The following is a 17,777-nucleotide window of genomic DNA, read 5'->3' on the forward strand; positions in this document are numbered from 1 at the left end:
GACGACAATTCTAACCCTTGTGGCGGTTTTTTTCCACAAAAACCTCAAATCAACCTGGCTAAAATAGCCCTGACTATTTTAATTAAATGCAGCAATTTTTAATGCCGCTGACACTTGAAGAGAAACGCATGACACCAAAAGCTAGTCCGACTCAAAATGACCGCTCGCCTTTAATTTTGGGCATTGACCTAGGCACCTCTGGCATTCGTGGCGCGCTGATTGATACTCAAACTCGCCAGCCGATCGCTTTTTACGCGGTACCCCTGGCGCTACCCATCAGAAATGCCAACACCAGCGAGCAATCTCCAGAGCTGTGGCTTGAGGGTTTTGAACTGCTGTTACGCAAAATACAAAACGCCCAACAGACTGCGTTCATAGAACACATCATTCTTGACGCCACCTCATCAACCGTTTGCTTGGTTAATGCCGACTATCAGCCAGTATCAATGGCATTGATGTATGACGATAAACGCGCCACCGCAGAAGCGCAATTGATTGCCAAAATTGCACCGAGAAACAGCGGTGCACACGGTGCTTCCAGCACCTTAGCCAAAGTGATGTGGCTTTATGAAAACACCCCACACTCAGAATCGTTTTTTGTGTGCCACCAAATAGATTTTATCAATGTTTTTTTAACTGGCTTACCTCAAATTACCGATGCCAATAATGCTTTAAAAATGGGATTTGACCCCATCAACATGGTTTGGCCAGATTGGATTTCGCAATTACTCCCAACCATCACGCTGCCAAAAGTGGTGCTTCCAGGCGATTTTTTGGGCCAAATTCAACCAGGCCTGGTTGAAAAATATGGGTTTTCCAGCAAAACCAAAGTTTATGCTGGTACCACAGACAGTATTGCCGCTTTTTTAGCCAGTGGCGCTCACCAACTGGGGGATGCCGTAACATCATTAGGGTCAACCCTGGCACTTAAACTCATCACAGAAAAACCCATCTTTGCCCCAGAATATGGCATTTACAGTCATCGACTTAAAAATCAATGGCTGGTGGGCGGCGCCTCTAATACGGGCGGTGCCGTTTTGTTAAAGCACTTTGATTTAGAGGCGTTAATCGAGCATCTTAAAAAAATACCCGAGCGACCCCAAAATACGCATCTCGATTACTATCCCTTGCTTTGCCAAGGAGAAAGATTTCCCATTTCAGACCCCTGTTTTCAAGGCAATTTAGACCCAATACCCGATAATCCAGAAACATTTTTATTGGGTTTGATTGAAGGGTTGGTGTCTGTAGAAAAATTAGGATATCAGCGCTTAACTGAATTGGGCGCAAGCCCTGTGACTCGAATATTTACCGCGGGTGGAGGATTGAAAAACCGCGTATGGATGACTTTAAGAAGTCAAGAATTGAGCGCTCCAGTGCTGCAAAGTTTGCACACTGAAGCGGCTTTTGGTGTGACACAGTTACTTGAGATTCAATCGTTTAACGATCAAACTTAAGCATCAGCTTAAGAATAAACTTAAGCCTTGGCAAAAATTTCTTTAACCAAAGCAAGGTCTAACTTATTGCGACCATAAACCTCACCGGCAATCAATTCAAATGGCGTTTCATCGTCACCCATATGATTCAACACAACCGCGGCTTTAGAGAAGTCATCTTCTTTGGTATATTCGTTGATAGTCACAATGGTTTTAACATTGGCCGCAGATGAAGACAAGATTCCGTTTAATGAATCTTCAAAAGCAATGGCTTGGTCTGCTGTTAAACCCATTTGCTCGAGTGCCCAAATATAAATATCTGGTGCAGGCTTTTTAGCCGGAACGATATCACCCGCAGCAATCACCTCAAACCAAGACTCGGAATCTGGGCCTAAAGTGCTTTCTAATAATGCGGTCACATTGGCAGGCGTTGTTGTGGTCACCACCGCCATACGCATACCCTGCGCACGCGCTTCGTTAATCAGGGCTTCCACACCCGTTCTGAGCGGGATTTTGCCTTCTGCCATCAACTGGGTATAAAACTTTGTTTTGGCTTCATGTAAACCCTTAACAAAAGCATCAAAATTTTCAGGTTTTGCAAAAGTGGTATTAAACTTTTCTAGGTAAAAGCGAATACGCTCTTTACCGCCAGTAACCGCTAAAAGCTCGCCATATAAAGACTCATCCCAAAACCAATCTAAGCCTGCTTCATCAAATGCCATGTTAAAGGCAACACGGTGTCCATCTCTTTCTGTATCCGCTAAAGTACCGTCTACATCAAATAATAAGGCCTGTAAGTCCGCCATGGGATTCTCTCCAATTGTTATATTTAAAAGGTTAACCGAGTAAACTATACGGGATTTATCTTTAAATTTCTATGAGTGCGATAAAACTTTTTTGTTTGTTAAACCCTATAAAAATTGATATAAAAGCGAGTTAGTTTCACTGACATTGTTTCTTTTTGACGCCAGAAAAATAAACTAAACATTGTTTGTGTAACCCATTTTTGGTGATAAAATGCCTGCTTTAAAATTTGTTGTGATAAATCAAGTACAACTCCCTAACCGGCTTTTGTAATCAAGTTTAATGTAAGATTTATTTTAAATTTTTTTAACAATCGCCTAGAAGCCAATGATTTTATAAAGTTTTATAGAATCTAAAGTTGAGAAGAAAAATGAATACAAATACTGATTTCATTGAAGACTACCCACGCTACGAAATGGAGCCGGGTGAAGAATATATGAGCGCTAGAATGCGTGAGCATTTCAGAGGCAAGTTAATGGCCTGGAAACAACAGTTGTTAAATGAAGCGTCCATGACGGTCAGCCACCTTAAGAATGATTCAGTAACACCTGCCGACCCTAACGATAGAGCATCACAAGAAGAAGAATTTGCCCTAGAGCTAAGAACCCGTGATCGTGAAAGAAAGTTAATTTCAAAGATTGATAAGTCATTGGTAGACATCGAAACTGGCGAATACGGCTACTGTAAAATGAGTGGTGAAGAAATCGGTCTAGCACGCATGGAAGCTCGTCCAACAGCTGATCTGACGGTTGAAATGAAGCGCAAGCAAGAAATCCGCGAAAAACAAGGGATTGCTTAATATCTTCTGAAATGTTGGGGTTGAAACTTTTCAACCTCGGCATTTTTTTACCAAACCACCCTCAACAAAACACCCTTTTGAGATAGATTTTACTGTGCAAACAGAACAACTCATACAACATCTTCTCAATCCCAATACTTACACCCATCCCGTTAATTTGATCACCACCATAGAAACGCATATTTCGATCGTATTCTTAACTGGGGATTATGCTTATAAACTTAAAAAACCCGTTAATTTTGGCTTTTTAGACTTCTCTACCCTTGAAGCTCGCCAACAATTTTGCGGTTTAGAACTCACGCTAAATCGTCGTACAGCACCCGATTTATATTTGGATGTCTGCCCGCTTTTTGCTTCAGCAAATTTGGCGCAGTTAAGTTTTACACCGCTACGCCCAAATGATGAACCCATTGAATACCTCGTTAAAATGCGTCAATTTGACCCTAACCTAGTATTGGGTAAACATTTACAAACGGCTACTTTAAATCGTACTCAAGTGAGTTTTTTAGCCAAAACCATTGCTAATTTTCACCTCAACGCAGAATCGGTTAATCAGGATTGCGACTTTGGCCACCCTGATAATTTAATCCAACCTATGTTGGATAATTTTCCGTCTTTACTGAGTACCTTCGAACACCCAGAACTGCAATATCGCTTAAGACAATTAGCAGAATGGACGCACTTCACGCAAAAAACTTTTTGGGACAGTTTGTGGGCGCGCAAAGAAAATGGCTTTGTTAAGGCCTGCCATGGGGATATGCATCTTGATAATATCGCCTTGATTAACGATCAACCCATTTTGTTTGATGGCATTGAATTTAACGAGCAATTTCGATGGATCGACACGCTGAACGATTTGGCATTCTTGTTAATTGACTTAGATTATCGCCAGCAATTTAGTTTAAAGCGTCAAATTCTCAATGATTACATCAATGAAACAGTCGACTTTGCCGGTTTAAAGCATTTACGCTTTTACCAAGTTTATAGAGCCATGGTGCGTTCTAAAATTACTGCTTTGCGCTACCATCAGTTTCCAGCCAACAGCCTGCAAAGAACAGAATATTGGCAGCGTGCTTTAGACTATTTAAAACAAGCCGAAGACTACGCCTATCAAGTACCCAGTCCGCAACTCATTTTGATGCAGGGCATCTCAGGCTCTGGAAAGTCTTATTACGCCCAGCAAATCTTAAAACAACAAGATTATTTGACCATCAGCTCAGATAGAGAGCGCAAACGCCTGTTTGGTATTTCTGCACTCACCCGCGCCACGGAACAACAACGCGCAAAACTCTACTCGGCACAAATGAATCAAGCCACTTATGAGCGTCTTCAAGAATTGACCTCACAACTTTTAGCAGAAGGTTTTTCGGTAATTGTCGATGCAACCTTTTTAAAAGCACAGCATCGCCAACCCTACTTTGATATCGCTCGTCAAACTCGAGCCAGTTTAATGATCTTTAGCATTGCTACTAACCCAGAAATCGCGGGTCAACAAATTTTACAACGCCAAACCCTCAACCAAGACCCATCAGATGCAGATCTAAGCGTTATGCAGCATCAGCTAAATGTCAATGAAACACCCAATGCTGATTTTTATGTTTGGCAACAACCCGCGGGCACTGAGTTTGACCCCTTGAGCTTTTCAAATTGGGCGCAAGACACTCAAGAAAAATGGCAAGAAATCCTTAATGCCAGTGACATCGTCCCTTAAGTAATCGGTATGTCAGCCGATAGCATGACTATGAAAGTTTAAAGCTGTGACTCCACTTATGAATAATAAAAACTTAATCCTGACCATAACGCTGATTGTAAACAGCCTATTCCTCACGCCATCTTTGGCGGCTGTTAAAGATGTATCGTTTTTAGGCATGAAACTGCTTGAACAAGACCTTAACGGTGTTCGTAATCAACTGTGGAATATTGGTGGCTTTTTGCAAGACCCGTCAACCACTAAACAACGCAACATTGATAAGTTTTTTACCTGGTCAAACATTCGAGACAGCTACTATGTTGAGTTTCGTTATGATAATGCGGGCAAAGTCGCCTCCGCCATGCGTTTGTATCGACCTCAATCGATTTTAAATGCGAACAAAAGAACCCCCATTGAAACCCGTGATATTGCGCTTGAAATTATTGCGCAAATTGGTCAGCCCACCCAAGTCATTCGCAAAGGCTGGGGCGGCTCGCCAAGTTATCGCTCTTATATTTGGAAGGATGATGAGCTCACGGTCATTGTTGACCGGGAAGGCAGTGAAATTTATGGGAATGTATTTGTGAAATACATCGTTAACAAAGTTGACCCCTTTTTTGTTGAGCCAAAAGACAAAAAGCCTTAAACTAGTCAAATTACTCATTTAAAGGACAAGCCAATGAATATTTCAGGAAGCGCCCAAGCCAACGCCTACATGGGCATGCAAAAAGGGTTTGACAGCTTGGCCAATAACGCAAAACAAATAGCCGACCCCAATAACTCTGACTTAACCAAACCCCTGATTGGACAAATGATGGACAAAACACAGGTTGAGGTTAACGCCAAATCTTTTAAAAATGCCGATGATCGAATTGGAACCCTACTCGACCTTTTTGCTTAATATTCAAAAACTTGCTTTATCAATTGAAAACGCATCTAGCTGCAATTCTTTTTTAACAAACGCCAATACGCTTGGCCAAGCTTCTGTTAAATGATCAAACGCGTGACTTCCCCCTGGGTAACATAACACCTCTGCACTAGATTCATAAGCAGTCAAACTGGGCTGAAACGGAATCACCTCATCCCCTTCATCTAACAACAACAAGGTCGCTAAACTGGCATCGGGCTCACGGGTGAAGGCTTTTAATTCTGCTAAATACCACTCATCCAACACCAAGGTTTCCTGAGTTTTAGGGTGGACATGAGCGCCTTGATATTGGCCCAAAACTTCCACGGCTTGTAATGCAGGATTAATCATCACCAAAGGTTTCCGATACTTTTGCGCCAAATATTGTCCATAAAAACCACCCATGGACGACCCCATCACCAACCAATTTGAGGTGGCGGTCATCGCTTCTAAACGCTGAATTTCTGTTTCTAAAAACTCAATTGATTTTTGCGGCGAAGCGATGGGATAAGTCGGCGTGATCACGGCTATGCCTTCAGCGGCAAATGCCTGTTTAAACCATTGGCCTTTTGCACTTTGGCCGGTGCTTAAAAAACCATGTAAATAAAGAATCATGCTAAAATGCCTCACCATGAAAAAGACTCAAATTATCGAACGCCCTTACGCTGAAAGCGACTATTTAAATGCCCTAAAATTGGGAGTTACTGACCTACAAGCGCGTTTAATTGCCCGCAGAGTTTTTGACCCAAGCACAGAATCCCTGAGCATCGAACAACTGGATGCTATCGTCTTCCCAAAATTAAAACACATTCAGCACCCTAATGAGCTCAAAAACTCTCAGCAAGCAGCACAAATTATCGCTGACGCCGTGCAAAGCTCTGGCAAAATCGTCTTAGCCACAGACTATGATACTGATGGTGTTACCTCTGCTTGGGTAGCCACCACTGCACTGGTGCAATATTTTGGTGTATCACAAGAACGCATTGTACATATGATTGGCGAACGCAAAAATGGCTATGGCATAACAGATGCGATGTGCGATGCTATTTTGGCCATTCCTGATCCCGTGGACATCGTGATTTCTGCGGACCAAGGCTCCAGTGATGAACCGCGTATTCAACGCTTAGCGCAAGCTGGCATTCAAGTGTGTGTGACCGACCATCACCAAATGACGGTTGAAGGCGCACCACCGAGTGCCACTTGTACGGTTAATCCCCAACAAGCCGAATGCCAATACGACAAAACCGTGGCCGGCTGTTTTGTCATTTTTTTGGTGATGGGGCAAGTCAGAAATGAACTGATTCAACGCGGTGTACTCCCAGAAACAACGCCAACCCTCAAAGATTTAGCGCTCAATGTCGCCCTTGGTACGATTGCGGATAGCGTATCACTCAAAAGTCATAATAACCGCGCCATCGTGGCTTTTGGTTTATCACAAATCAATCAGTTTCAAAACCCTGCTTGGCAAGCCATGCGCCTTATGAACAACAACAACGAAGCCCCTTTTAATGCAGAATACCTGGGGTTTCAAGTCGCTACCCGCATCAATGCAGCCAGTCGCGTTAGCGATGTCACCACCGCATTTCGCTTTTTAAATGCGCCCAGTGTTGAAGAAGCACAAGCCTATTTAGCGCAATTGGATGCCGACAATCAAGACCGCCGCGAACAGCAACAAAGTATGTTGGAACAAGCTCAAAATCTTGCAAAAGCACTGTATCACCCCAAAAAATACAGCCTAGCCATCAAAATGCAAGGCAACGCTGGGATTCAAGGCATTATTGCCTCACGCATTGGCGAACAATATGGTGTGCCCACCTTGGCCATGACGGAATTAGAAGATGGCACCTTGGCTGGCAGCGGACGCGGCATAGTCCCCAGTGTGGATTTGCGTTTGGCGTTTCAATGGATGTCAGAACAGCATGAAGGACTATTCATTTCAATGGGCGGTCACAAGGGTGCGGCTGGTTGTATGATTCAGCTCCAGGATTTTGAACGCTTTGCTGAACTGTTAGAAATCGCCATCAAAAATCAGCTTGGCGATGACTCGCCAATTCCCACCATAGAAACCGATGGTGAATTGGCAGACCATGAGTTGACCACTGCACTGATGGACGAAATTAATTTATTAGAGCCTTTTGGCAGAGAATGGCCGCAACCCACTTTTTCAGGACACTTTCGGGTGATTGATATCAGAGAAGTCGGGCAAACCAAAACCCATTTATCTATGAAGTTGAAAACGCAAAATGGCTTAATCTTGTCTGCCATCTTTTTTAATGCCAAAACTTCTGAGCAAGAAGAAACCCCTTTCAGCGTAGACCAGCAAATTCAATGCGCTTATCAACCCAGCCTCAATCACTATTTTGGCAAAACTTCTTTACAGCTCAAAATTCAAGCGGCCACTTTAAGCTAAACAGTTTTAAACAGCCATAAAAAAACCCGAGCAAAGTCGGGCTTTAAACGCTTGATTTAAAATGATTATTTTAAAGTGGCAATATACTCAGACACTAAAGTAATGTCTTGATCTGATAATTGTGTCGCATTGGGAATCATCATAGAGCTCATCGGCCCGATTTCTTTACCTGCTTTATAAACCTGTAATTTTTGTGCTAAGTCTGCCACCGTTTGACCTTGTAATTTTGGCCCAACTCCACCCTCTCCAGCGGCACCATGGCAACCCACACAGGTCGCGTACACTTTTTCACCCATTACCTCAGCTTTAACCACCTCTGCAGGCGCTGCAACTTTTGCAGGCTCTGGTGCTGCAACAGGCGCAACAACCGGTGCGACTGGCGCAGGTGCTTGCGCTGGCGTATTGGCGGCGGCAACGGGTTTAGCGGGTTCTTCTTGTCCACAGGCTGTTAAGCCCAATACACCGGATAACGCCAAGGCGACCATTAATAATTTTGATTGAGTTTTCATCGACTGTCCTACCTCTAATTTTAGAAACAACATCTTCATTATAGTCAGCTGACATAAAACAAATCAAAAACTTACAAACTTTTTAACATTTTTTCAATGCGAGCAATCGACACTGGCTTTAGGGTTTTCATGGGTTGCGCAAATAAAGACAATCTTAACTCTTCCAAAGCCCAGCGAATTTCAACCAGGCCTGGTTGATTTTGGGGATTATTTTCCGCCAAAATGAGTTGATAGGTTTTTAATAACGGACTTAATTGTTCTAAAGCCGCTAAATCTTTAGTCGGATCGATATCCATTTTTTCTAAGCGTTTTTCAATGCCTTGCAAATAGCGCGGCATTTGCTCGAACCAAGTTTGCGGCGTCGTTCGCACAAACTCTTTAGAGATTAAGCCGTCTAATTGCCCCTGCAAATCTGCCAAAGAACCCAACCATCTTGGGTTTACCTTACCCCTTAAGCGTTGCGCAATTTTTTGATGTTGTAATAATAAGGCTTCCACCTGTTTAGCAATCTGTTGCGCATGATTAATCCACGCCAAACGCACCGTTTCTAGGGTTTCAAGATAGACAGCTTGGGTTCTGATAGACTCGGGCGTTGGCACCAAGTGTGTTAACGCACGGTCAATCACCTGTTGGGTTAAATCTTGGCAAGTGCCATAGGTGGCAAAACACAAGCAGGCTTTTTGCAAGGGCAGTTTCTTTTGTAGATACTTTTCTTTATCGGCCAATGCCAAACGCAACAACTGCAAAACCCCTTCGCCATGCAACTGTTTGGCAAAAGCAGCATCACTGACCAAGCCCAAAATCACCTGGTCTTTTTTTACTTGTAACGCAGGATAGGCCACCATTTCTAAGCCCTGATTTTTAAGGGTTTGTTGGGCGGGTAAATCGCCAAAGTCCCATTGCTCAATCACTTTTTCAGCTTGGCGTTTTTGATGGTGTTGATGAATTTTGCGCTCAACGAGATGTAAATAGTCATCTTTTAAAACCTGCAAATCCGCACCTTCTGCTAACTTTCTACCCCCTTCATCTTCCAAGATAAAATAGGGTTTTAAGTGTGACGGTAAATCGGCCACGGCAAAATCCGCTTCGGTGACGCGATGTTGTGCACGACGATTTAAACTCCACACCAACTGCGCTAATAATCCACCCTTTTTATCGGTGAATTCTTTTGAAAGTTCAGGCAAAACCAAATCGGCATACTGCGGCGCAGGGATAAATTGCTTTCGAAGTTGTTTGGGTAACAATTTGATTAAATTTGCAATTTTCTCTTTTAAAAACCCAGGGGTTAACCATTCAAACTCAGAAGCCTGTGCAACATTGAGCGCATTTAATGGAATGTGAAACACCACACCATCTTGTTGTTTTCCAGGGTCAAATTGATAATCAATTTTAAGCGGCAGCTGATTACGCAGCGCCATTTGTGATGGAAAGCTGTCTAGCAAACTTTCGTCAACGGCTTGTTTGAGCAAAAATTCTTGGGTTAAATAACAACTTTGCAAGGCATCTGCATTTTTAAAAAGGGACTTTTTAGCCCACTTTTCAAAGGCAGGTTTGTTATAAATGTGACTGGGAATACAGGCATCATAAAAATGATAAAGTGCCACATCGTCAATCATATAGTCCAAACGGCGCAGCTTTTGTTCGATGGATTGCACCTCTGCAATCAGCTTTTGGTTATGCACAAAAAAAGCGACCTTAGAATCCATTTCACCTTGCACCAACGCCCCTTGAATAAAGATTTTACGCGCTTCAACAGGGTTAATGGCGCCATAATTGCACGGGCGTCGATTAACAATTGGCAAACCATAAAGCGTGACTGACTCATAGGCACTGACCTGGCCTTTATTCTTTAACCAATGCGGATCGGCATAGGATTTTTTAATCAAATGCCCTGCCAAACGCTCAACCCAGGCCACATCAATGGCGGCATTAGTGCGCGCATAGAGCTTGGTGGTTTCAACCAATTCGGCAGACAATATCCATTTGGGTTTACTTTTAAAAAGCGCTGAACTGGGATGAATAAACAATTTGGTATTGCGCGCGCCCAGGTAACCGATTTCATCATCCCGCATTGCCAAATTACCTAACAAACCTGCCATTAATGAGCGATGCACACCAAAATGATGTATGTCTGCCAAGCGTTCGGTGACCTGATTGCCTTGGCGAACTTCTTCATAAAGATGACATTGAGGCACTTTGATACCGAGTTGTTTTAAACTCATTTCCAACTGGACAAACAAATCGTGCCATTCTTTCATGCGCATAAAGTTGAGTAGATTGGTTTTGCACAGTTTGCGCAGTTTGTTTTGCGATAAATGGCGACGCTGATTTTCGTAAAAGCGCCACAGATTTAAGAAAAACAAAAAGTCCGAGCGGCTGTCTTCAAATTTGGCATGCGCCTGTTTCGCAACTTGACGATTACTTTCGTTAATATCTCTGGGGTCTTGAATACTGATTGCGGCGGCAATCAATAATACTTCAGCGAGTACACCATTCGCTTGAGCTTCCATGACCATTTTGGCGATACGAGGATCAAGCGGCAAACGCGCAATTTGCTGCCCTGTTTCGGTCAGCTGGCGATGCTCGTCTAATGCGCCAATTTCATGAAGTTGGCGAAAGCCATCATTCACCGCCTTGTCTTCTGGTGGCTCAATAAATGGAAAATTGTGCACATCACCCAGCTTAAGTTGGGTCATTTGCAAAATAACCGACGCTAAAGAGGTGCGGTGAATTTCGGGCTCGGTAAACTCTGGGCGGGCATTAAAATCAGCTTCATCATATAACCGAATACACACCCCAGAGCTGACACGACCACAGCGGCCTTTGCGCTGGTTAGCAGAAGCTTGTGATATTTTTTCAATTGGCAAGCGTTGCACTTTAGAGCGCACCGAATAACGGCTGATGCGATTCAAACCTGGGTCTATGACGAACTTAATGCCTGGCACGGTGAGAGAGGTTTCGGCGACATTGGTGGATAAAATTACGCGGCGTTTTTGCGACAGTTGAAACACTTTGTTTTGCTCTGCCAAACTCAATCGTGCATAAAGCGGAATGATTTCGGTGTTGGGCAATTTGTGTTTTTTAAGTACTTCGGCGGTTTCTTTAATGTCTCGCTCACCAATTTGAAAAACCAGCACATCGCCAAAAGGGTCTTCTAATGCCAATTCATCCAAGGCATGCGCAATGCCTGTTGCAATGTCCTGCTCAAAAACATTGCCTTCATCATCTTCAAACTGACTCAAAGGTCGATAACGCACTTCAACAGGATAGGTACGCCCCGAAATTTCAACAATCGGTGCATTATCAAAGTGTTGAGAAAAACGCTGGGTATCAATCGTCGCCGAGGTAATAATCAGTTTTAGGTCAGGGCGCTTAGGTAATAGCTGCTTTAAGATGCCCAATAAAAAATCAATATTGATACTGCGTTCATGGGCTTCATCAATAATAATGGTGTCGTATTGATTGAGAAATTTATCATTTTGGATTTCGGCCAGCAAAATCCCGTCCGTCATCACCTTAATCAAACTTTGCTCATGCACCTGATCATGAAAACGCACTTGATAACCCACAAGGTTACCCAGGGTAGAACCCAACTCTTCGGCTATGCGCTCTGCCACACTGCGAGCCGCTAAGCGTCGTGGTTGGGTGCAGGCAATGCGACCAAAAATGCCACGCCCAGCTTCTAAACAAATTTTAGGGATTTGCGTGGTTTTACCAGAACCCGTTTCACCGGCTAAGACCACTACTTGATGTTGTTGAATCAGCGCCAGCAGTTCATCTTTTCGCGCTGCCACAGGAAGATTGGCATCAAACACGATGGGTTTAGGAACGGCTTGTCGTTTTAAAGCCACTTGCGCCTTGGAATGGGCGATTTTTTGCGCTAAATTTAACCAGGCCTGGTCATTTTTAGAAGCCAATTCCCCTAATTTACGATCAGAAAGTTGTAAAGCTTTGAGCTGTTTTGAAAAATAAAAACGATCCTTGACCAAACATTGCTTAATGGATTTGTATAAGTTTTGTTTATCTAAGTCACTATTTTCTATGACATTTTTAATACTGTGGTCAGGATTCAAGGCTTGCGGAGTCTCAGTTAATAGATATAATTATTTGTTAATATTACTGACTAAATAGGGGCTATTTTACATGAAAATCCGTCAGCTTTTCGATTACGACACCTGGACCTACACCTACATCGTTTGGGATGAGGCTACCCTGGAAGCCGCTATCATTGATACGGTTTTAGAAAAAGTCGATCGCGATGTACAGCACATCACAGAACTCGGACTCACGGTAAAATACCTTTTAGAAACCCATATTCACGCTGACCACATTACAGGCGCGGGCCCTATTCGCAAAAAACTGGGCGGACAAATCGTGGTTCACAAAAACTCCAATTCAGAATGCGCTGACATTTTGGCACAAGAAGGTGACGAATTTAAATTGGGTGAACAAACCATTCGTGTTTTACACACCCCTGGCCATACCAATAATGACATCACCTATTTAATTGATGGCGCAGCTTTTACTGGTGATACCCTATTGGTTAGAGATTGCGGTCGTACCGATTTTCAATTAGGCAGTAATGAGCAGATGTATCATTCCCTAACGGAAAAATTATTCAAATTGCCAGAAGACACTTTGGTGTTCCCAGCGCATGACTACAAAGGGTTTAGCCAATCTACGATTGGTGAAGAAAAACAATTTAATGTGCGTGTCGGCCAACAAAAAGCTTATCAAGATTTTGCGACCATTATGGATGGTTTGAATTTACCTAATCCCAAGCGTATCGATATCGCCGTGCCTGGCAATATGAAGTGCGGTAATCTTTAAAGTTATAGCCTCGTTCTCTATTAGAAACGGATAACTACTCCGCTAACAACTCTAATAAATACTCACACCCACGCGGTTCACTTGAGCCGTTGGGGTGTTGATTTCCCCCAGCGGAATCACTCGCCAATCCCAACTTTTTTGCACCTCTGGTACGCTGACTTCCCACAAGGGATCAAAGCCATCAACTTCTTGCCCCTGTGTGTCGATTTCGGTCACCCAACGATCCGCAATTAAACATTTCACGCCCGAGCAGGCGTTGAGCAAATTAAGGTGTTCGTTGATCAGCTGTTTGGCTAAAACATCTGCTTGCTGCTCAGAAATACCAAAGTGTTTCATTAACCAGGACACCGGAATCAGCGGCAGTTGAGATAATAAATTCAACGAAACTAAACAATCAACCTCACTTAAATCTAACCAGGCTTTATGACCTTGAGGGTTGAGGGCAGGTTTTGCTTGCACAGCGCCCTTTTGGCAGGCTGCCAAAGAATCGGTCACATCTTGTTCAATCAAACGGACATTTGAAAAAGGTTTAACCCTTTTTCTGGCGTCTTTTAAAAAAACCAAATCGATCAGACAAACTTCGTCAAACTCTTGAGCCAAATAATCCAAGGGCACATCCAATAAAGAACCCGCGCCCATAATGACTATTTTGCGTTTTTGCGTGCAACGCTCTACCGCTTCACGAATCGTGGTTTGGCAATTTTGAAAGTGCGTATCCCACTCAGCTCGGCAACGCTTGCGTCTGGCAGCCATGGCAATGGCTTCTTCTAAAAACCCCATTTCTTTTGCCAAAGGCAAAGCCACGGGGGTGGTGAAATATTGCCAAGCTTCCCAGAGCATGCTTAGTCATCCATGCCCAAAGCTTGCGTTTTGCGCGTAAGAGTATTACGCCCCCAGCCCATCAGTCTGGCCGCTTTTTGGCGGTGATTTAAGCTGGCTTTCATAGCCTCTTCAATCAATACTCTTTCAAACATGCCTTCGGCTTCGGTGTGCAGACCATCTTTACCTGAATACAAAAACTTTTCAGCCCACAAACGCAAAGGGGTTAACCAATCATCTTGCTCTGTGGTTTGTAATTGAGTCGCACTGCTGCCGCCTTGTAACTCTAAAGGCAAATCATCCATATGCACTTCTTTGTCGGGTGCCATAATGGTTAACCAAGTACACACACTGCGCAATTGGCGCACATTCCCCGGCCAAGGCAAGGTTGATAAGTAGGCTTCAACTTCTTTGCTGAGGGTTTTTTCATCCAAATTATATTGCTTGGCTTCTTCACTTAAATAGTAAGACAGCAAGGCTGGAATGTCGTCACGTCTTTCACGCAAGGCGGGTACTTTGATGCGAATAACATTAAAACGATACAGTAAATCCTCACGGAATTTACCCTGGCGCACCATTTCTTCCATGTTACGGTGGGTAGCGGCCACCACACGCACATCGGTTTTAATCGGCAATTTGCCACCCACGCGATAAAAAGTGCCATCATTTAACACACGCAATAATCGGGTTTGCAAATCAACCGGCATATCCCCTATTTCATCTAAAAATAGCGTGCCGCCATTGGCTTCTTCAAAGCGTCCAATACGCTGAGTGTGCGCACCGGTAAACGAGCCTTTTTCGTGACCAAATAATTCTGACTCTAATAACTCTCTTGGAATGGCCGCTGAGTTGATGGCCACAAAAGGTTGATCAGCACGGCGACTGAGTTCATGGAGTGCTTTGGCAACTAACTCTTTACCCGTTCCTGTTTCGCCATTAATCAACACGGTCACATCTACTTGCGACACTCGCCCCAAAATACGAAACACCTCTTGCATGGTCGGTGCTGAGCCGATGATGTTTAAAGGCTGTTTGGTGGTGCGTTTTTTACGCGTGCCACTTTTGCCACCCGATAATTGGCGACGCACCGCACGATCAATTAAGGCTAAGGCATCTTCAATTTCAAACGGCTTGGGCAAATAATCAAAAGCTTTACTCTGGAAAGACTTTACTGCTGTGTCTAAATCCGTATGAGCGGTCATAATAATGACCGGAATACTGGGATTGATTTCATGAACGGCTTCCATAAAGGTTAGCCCATCCATTTCAGGCATGCGTACATCACTGATGACCACGGTTGGCGGCTCATGCATATTTTGCAAAGCCGTTAAAGGGGAATCAAACGAGCGCACTATATAATCACGGTCTTCTAGCGCAGCGTCTAATACCCAGCGAATTGAGGCATCGTCGTCAACGACCCAAATGACAGGGGTAGTTTCCTGAATTTTAGTTTCGATCATGATGAGCTCCTTTCACTAACGGCAGCGTCGCCGCGATTATGGTCAAACGGTAAATAAACATTAAAAACGGTGTGTCCTGGCTCACTTTCAGCCACGATTAACCCACCATGGTTACGCACGATATTTTGCGAAACGGGCAAACCTAAGCCCGTACCCTCTTTTTTACTGGTCACCATGGGGTAGAAAATAGAATCAAAAAATTCTGGCAAAATGCCCTCTCCTTCATCAATGATGCTCACCACCGCGACTAAGGGATAAGTTTTAGAACCCAGGGTAAATTTAGATTCAACACGAGTACGAATGGTTAAAAACCCGCCATGTTGCTCCATGGCTTGCATGCCATTTTGTATCAAATTTAAAAAGGCCTGCACCATGGATTCAAAATCCATGGATATTTCGGGAATACTGGGATCATAGTCCAAACGGATGAAAATATGATTGGGTTTTTCGGGGGAAATCACATCCAGAACATAGCGAATAATTTCATGTAAATTCTGTGGCTCTTTTTCGGTTTTGGTGCCTGGCCCGAGCATACGATCCACTAAATTTTTAAGACGATTAACTTCATTGGAAATCACCTCTAAAAATTGTTTGGCTTTTTGATTTTCGGGAAATCGCTTTTGCAATAATTGGGTTGCGCCATAAATGCCGGCTAATGGGTTTTTAATTTCGTGAGCCAAGGTTTTGGCCAATAAGTTACCAGCCTCATATTGGTGCCATCTCTCATCTTCTTCAACAATTCGGTGATGGCGCTCGGTATTAAGTATTTCAACCAACCAACCGGCTTGCGAATCAAATTCATAATACGAAAAGGTGCAGGTGACACGCGTTTTTTGGCCATCGGGTAATTCAATGGAGTGCTCATGAATGGTTAAGCGCCCATAACCGCACGTATTTAAATCGGTCATTAAGCCAGGAAAAAGATTATGCCAACTCGCCCCGACAATTCTAGAAGGGCTCATTTGTAATAATTCTGCAGCGGCAATGTTTAGATACATCACTTCGTGCTGTAAATTGACCCAAAAAACCGCACAACTTAAGCCTTCTAAAATATGAATTGGCGTTATTTCGGGCAATAAATTGGCACTTAAATCTTCCGATAATAAAGGATTCAGGGTATTCATAAACAAGTCTCCGAAACCAAAATAGATTTGGCCATTCGATAATCTATAGAGCAAAGTTGGTTGGGTAAACTCAAGGTAACTGGCCCTTTAAAGGGGGCCTTAGATTTGACCTGAACACATATGCCTTTGGTTAAGCCGATGGATTCAAGGTAACGCAGCTCTTCTGGGGAACGATTTTGAATGCGCTCTATGGTCACTTGAGCATCTAGGGCTTGATTGGCCAAACAACCCCAGTTTTGCACCATCATTTGCCCTGATTCATCGGGAATGGGCGAACCATGGGGGTCTTGCGTGGGACACCCTAAGTCTTGCCACATACGATTGGCCAACTTGTCAGAAATGGCATGCTCTAAAATTTCCGCTTCCTCATCCACTTCATCCCAACCAAAGCCTAAACGCTCTACCAAAAACAATTCCACAATCCGATGACGACGAATCATATTAAGAGCGATTTTTTGGCCTTGCTCGGTTAAAGCAACCCCTTGGTAAGGCGCATAATCAATAAATCCCTGCTCCGACAACTTTTTCAGCATATTCGAAACCGAGGCTTTTGAGATATTCAACCGAGCGGCTATGTCAGTGGTGCTCACCCCCTTAGATGCGGGTAACCCCTCTTGAAGTTTGAAGATGATTTTCAAATAATCTTCTAAAGCCGTTGATGCCATAACCGCCTCTTAAATCCGTGTTATTCTGCCGTTTTCATCATTTCTTGCACCACGCTTGGGTCTGGAAAGGCGGCATAATAAAAGGCCGCAAATAACGCAAGGAAAATAAATCGCGTAGGGCCTTTTAATTGCAATACCGGATGCGACATCACCATAAAACCTAAAGCACTGGCTGCCGCGCTCCAAGCCGATAAAGTCAAAGCCATCAAACCCATCAAGGCGCCGAAAGCCATCAAATAATAGTGCCAAGTAAACTTTGCTTTTGGGGTATTCATTGGTAATATCTCACAACTAAACTTAAGGTTGCACTATTTTAATTCAAATAAG

16 protein-coding genes are annotated in these 17,777 nt (G+C 43.6%); 7 read left to right on the plus strand and 9 right to left on the minus strand.

Annotated features, from left to right (window positions below):
* The first annotated feature begins 128 nt into the window (after nt 1–128).
* A complete protein-coding gene (locus tag THMIRH_RS07340; protein WP_173291473.1) occupies nt 129–1,454 on the plus strand; it encodes an FGGY-family carbohydrate kinase in 1,326 nt (441 codons plus the stop codon).
* 20 nt (nt 1,455–1,474) lie between these two features.
* On the opposite strand, the gene THMIRH_RS07345 is transcribed toward THMIRH_RS07340, so the two are convergent.
* A complete protein-coding gene (locus THMIRH_RS07345; protein ID WP_173291474.1) occupies nt 1,475–2,239 on the minus strand; it encodes an HAD family hydrolase in 765 nt (254 codons plus the stop codon).
* 368 nt (nt 2,240–2,607) lie between these two features.
* Here THMIRH_RS07345 and dksA point away from each other — a divergent pair, with 368 nt between their 5' ends.
* From dksA to THMIRH_RS07365, 4 genes are all read left to right on the plus strand, one after another.
* Nucleotides 2,608–3,036, plus strand: a complete 429-nt coding sequence (dksA, locus tag THMIRH_RS07350) for an RNA polymerase-binding protein DksA (RefSeq protein WP_173291475.1) — start codon at nt 2,608–2,610, stop codon at nt 3,034–3,036.
* 94 nt (nt 3,037–3,130) lie between these two features.
* Nucleotides 3,131–4,747 carry a bifunctional aminoglycoside phosphotransferase/ATP-binding protein gene (locus tag THMIRH_RS07355; RefSeq protein WP_173291476.1) on the plus strand — a complete coding sequence of 539 codons (1,617 nt, stop codon included), beginning with the start codon at nt 3,131–3,133 and terminating at the stop codon, nt 4,745–4,747.
* 58 nt (nt 4,748–4,805) lie between these two features.
* The gene (locus THMIRH_RS07360) at nt 4,806–5,372 is read left to right on the plus strand and encodes a hypothetical protein (RefSeq protein WP_173291477.1); all 567 of its coding nucleotides are present in this window, start codon (nt 4,806–4,808) and stop codon (nt 5,370–5,372) included.
* Between the two features lie 33 nt (nt 5,373–5,405).
* Nucleotides 5,406–5,627 (plus strand): hypothetical protein, encoded by a 222-nt coding sequence (locus tag THMIRH_RS07365; RefSeq protein WP_173291478.1) that lies wholly within the window; start codon nt 5,406–5,408, stop codon nt 5,625–5,627.
* Nucleotides 5,628–5,630: 3 nt separating this feature from the next.
* Here THMIRH_RS07365 and THMIRH_RS07370 read toward each other — a convergent pair whose 3' ends face one another.
* Nucleotides 5,631–6,248, minus strand: a complete 618-nt coding sequence (locus THMIRH_RS07370; RefSeq protein WP_173291479.1) for a YqiA/YcfP family alpha/beta fold hydrolase — start codon at nt 6,246–6,248, stop codon at nt 5,631–5,633.
* A gap of 16 nt (nt 6,249–6,264) precedes the next feature.
* Between THMIRH_RS07370 and THMIRH_RS07375 the strand changes: the two genes are divergently transcribed.
* On the plus strand, nt 6,265–8,043 hold the full coding sequence (locus THMIRH_RS07375) for a single-stranded-DNA-specific exonuclease RecJ (RefSeq protein ID WP_243831404.1): 1,779 nt from the start codon (nt 6,265–6,267) through the stop codon (nt 8,041–8,043).
* 65 nt (nt 8,044–8,108) lie between these two features.
* On the opposite strand, the gene THMIRH_RS12120 is transcribed toward THMIRH_RS07375, so the two are convergent.
* Together THMIRH_RS12120 and hrpA are read right to left on the minus strand one after the other, a co-directional pair.
* Complete coding sequence (locus THMIRH_RS12120; protein ID WP_243831405.1) at nt 8,109–8,552, minus strand: c-type cytochrome; 444 nt, start codon at nt 8,550–8,552, stop codon at nt 8,109–8,111.
* A gap of 71 nt (nt 8,553–8,623) precedes the next feature.
* Nucleotides 8,624–12,625, minus strand: a complete 4,002-nt coding sequence (hrpA, locus tag THMIRH_RS07385) for an ATP-dependent RNA helicase HrpA (RefSeq protein ID WP_243831406.1) — start codon at nt 12,623–12,625, stop codon at nt 8,624–8,626.
* A gap of 70 nt (nt 12,626–12,695) precedes the next feature.
* Here hrpA and THMIRH_RS07390 point away from each other — a divergent pair, with 70 nt between their 5' ends.
* Nucleotides 12,696–13,382, plus strand: coding sequence for an MBL fold metallo-hydrolase (locus THMIRH_RS07390; RefSeq protein ID WP_173291481.1), 687 nt, complete (start codon nt 12,696–12,698; stop codon nt 13,380–13,382).
* A 51-nt stretch (nt 13,383–13,433) separates the two neighbouring features.
* Here the strand turns inward: THMIRH_RS07390 and THMIRH_RS07395 are convergent, their stop codons facing one another.
* The 5 genes from THMIRH_RS07395 to THMIRH_RS07415 are packed head-to-tail and all read right to left on the minus strand — an operon-like array spanning nt 13,434 to nt 17,725.
* A complete protein-coding gene (locus THMIRH_RS07395; protein WP_173291482.1) occupies nt 13,434–14,222 on the minus strand; it encodes a hypothetical protein in 789 nt (262 codons plus the stop codon).
* Between the two features lie 2 nt (nt 14,223–14,224).
* Entirely contained in the window at nt 14,225–15,661 is a 1,437-nt protein-coding gene (gene ntrC / locus THMIRH_RS07400; RefSeq protein ID WP_173291483.1) for a nitrogen regulation protein NR(I), read from the minus strand.
* Nucleotides 15,658–16,785, minus strand: coding sequence for a nitrogen regulation protein NR(II) (glnL, locus tag THMIRH_RS07405; protein WP_173291484.1), 1,128 nt, complete (start codon nt 16,783–16,785; stop codon nt 15,658–15,660). The genes ntrC and glnL overlap by 4 nt, the downstream gene beginning before the upstream one ends.
* Nucleotides 16,782–17,450, minus strand: a complete 669-nt coding sequence (locus THMIRH_RS07410; protein ID WP_173291485.1) for a metal-dependent transcriptional regulator — start codon at nt 17,448–17,450, stop codon at nt 16,782–16,784. The genes glnL and THMIRH_RS07410 overlap by 4 nt, the downstream gene beginning before the upstream one ends.
* A 20-nt stretch (nt 17,451–17,470) precedes the next feature.
* Nucleotides 17,471–17,725: a hypothetical protein gene (locus THMIRH_RS07415; RefSeq protein WP_173291486.1), complete on the minus strand. Its 255-nt coding sequence runs from the start codon at nt 17,723–17,725 to the stop codon at nt 17,471–17,473.
* Between the last annotated feature and the right edge of the window lie 52 nt (nt 17,726–17,777).

This window comes from Thiosulfativibrio zosterae, assembly GCF_011398155.1.
GTDB classification, from domain to species: domain Bacteria; phylum Pseudomonadota; class Gammaproteobacteria; order Thiomicrospirales; family Thiomicrospiraceae; genus Thiosulfativibrio; species Thiosulfativibrio zosterae.

Coding starts and splice junctions, on each gene's coding strand:
- THMIRH_RS07345 (WP_173291474.1), bottom strand. CDS start 2,239: ATGGCGGACTTACAGGCCTTATTATTTGATGTAGACGGTACTTTAGCG.
- THMIRH_RS12120 (WP_243831405.1), bottom strand. CDS start 8,552: ATGAAAACTCAATCAAAATTATTAATGGTCGCCTTGGCGTTATCCGGT.
- THMIRH_RS07415 (WP_173291486.1), bottom strand. CDS start 17,725: ATGAATACCCCAAAAGCAAAGTTTACTTGGCACTATTATTTGATGGCT.
- THMIRH_RS07410 (WP_173291485.1), bottom strand. CDS start 17,450: ATGGCATCAACGGCTTTAGAAGATTATTTGAAAATCATCTTCAAACTT.
- ntrC (WP_173291483.1), bottom strand. CDS start 15,661: ATGATCGAAACTAAAATTCAGGAAACTACCCCTGTCATTTGGGTCGTT.
- THMIRH_RS07370 (WP_173291479.1), bottom strand. CDS start 6,248: ATGATTCTTTATTTACATGGTTTTTTAAGCACCGGCCAAAGTGCAAAA.
- THMIRH_RS07365 (WP_173291478.1), top strand. CDS start 5,406: ATGAATATTTCAGGAAGCGCCCAAGCCAACGCCTACATGGGCATGCAA.
- THMIRH_RS07360 (WP_173291477.1), top strand. CDS start 4,806: ATGAATAATAAAAACTTAATCCTGACCATAACGCTGATTGTAAACAGC.
- THMIRH_RS07390 (WP_173291481.1), top strand. CDS start 12,696: ATGAAAATCCGTCAGCTTTTCGATTACGACACCTGGACCTACACCTAC.
- THMIRH_RS07375 (WP_243831404.1), top strand. CDS start 6,265: ATGAAAAAGACTCAAATTATCGAACGCCCTTACGCTGAAAGCGACTAT.
- glnL (WP_173291484.1), bottom strand. CDS start 16,785: ATGAATACCCTGAATCCTTTATTATCGGAAGATTTAAGTGCCAATTTA.
- dksA (WP_173291475.1), top strand. CDS start 2,608: ATGAATACAAATACTGATTTCATTGAAGACTACCCACGCTACGAAATG.
- THMIRH_RS07340 (WP_173291473.1), top strand. CDS start 129: ATGACACCAAAAGCTAGTCCGACTCAAAATGACCGCTCGCCTTTAATT.
- THMIRH_RS07395 (WP_173291482.1), bottom strand. CDS start 14,222: ATGCTCTGGGAAGCTTGGCAATATTTCACCACCCCCGTGGCTTTGCCT.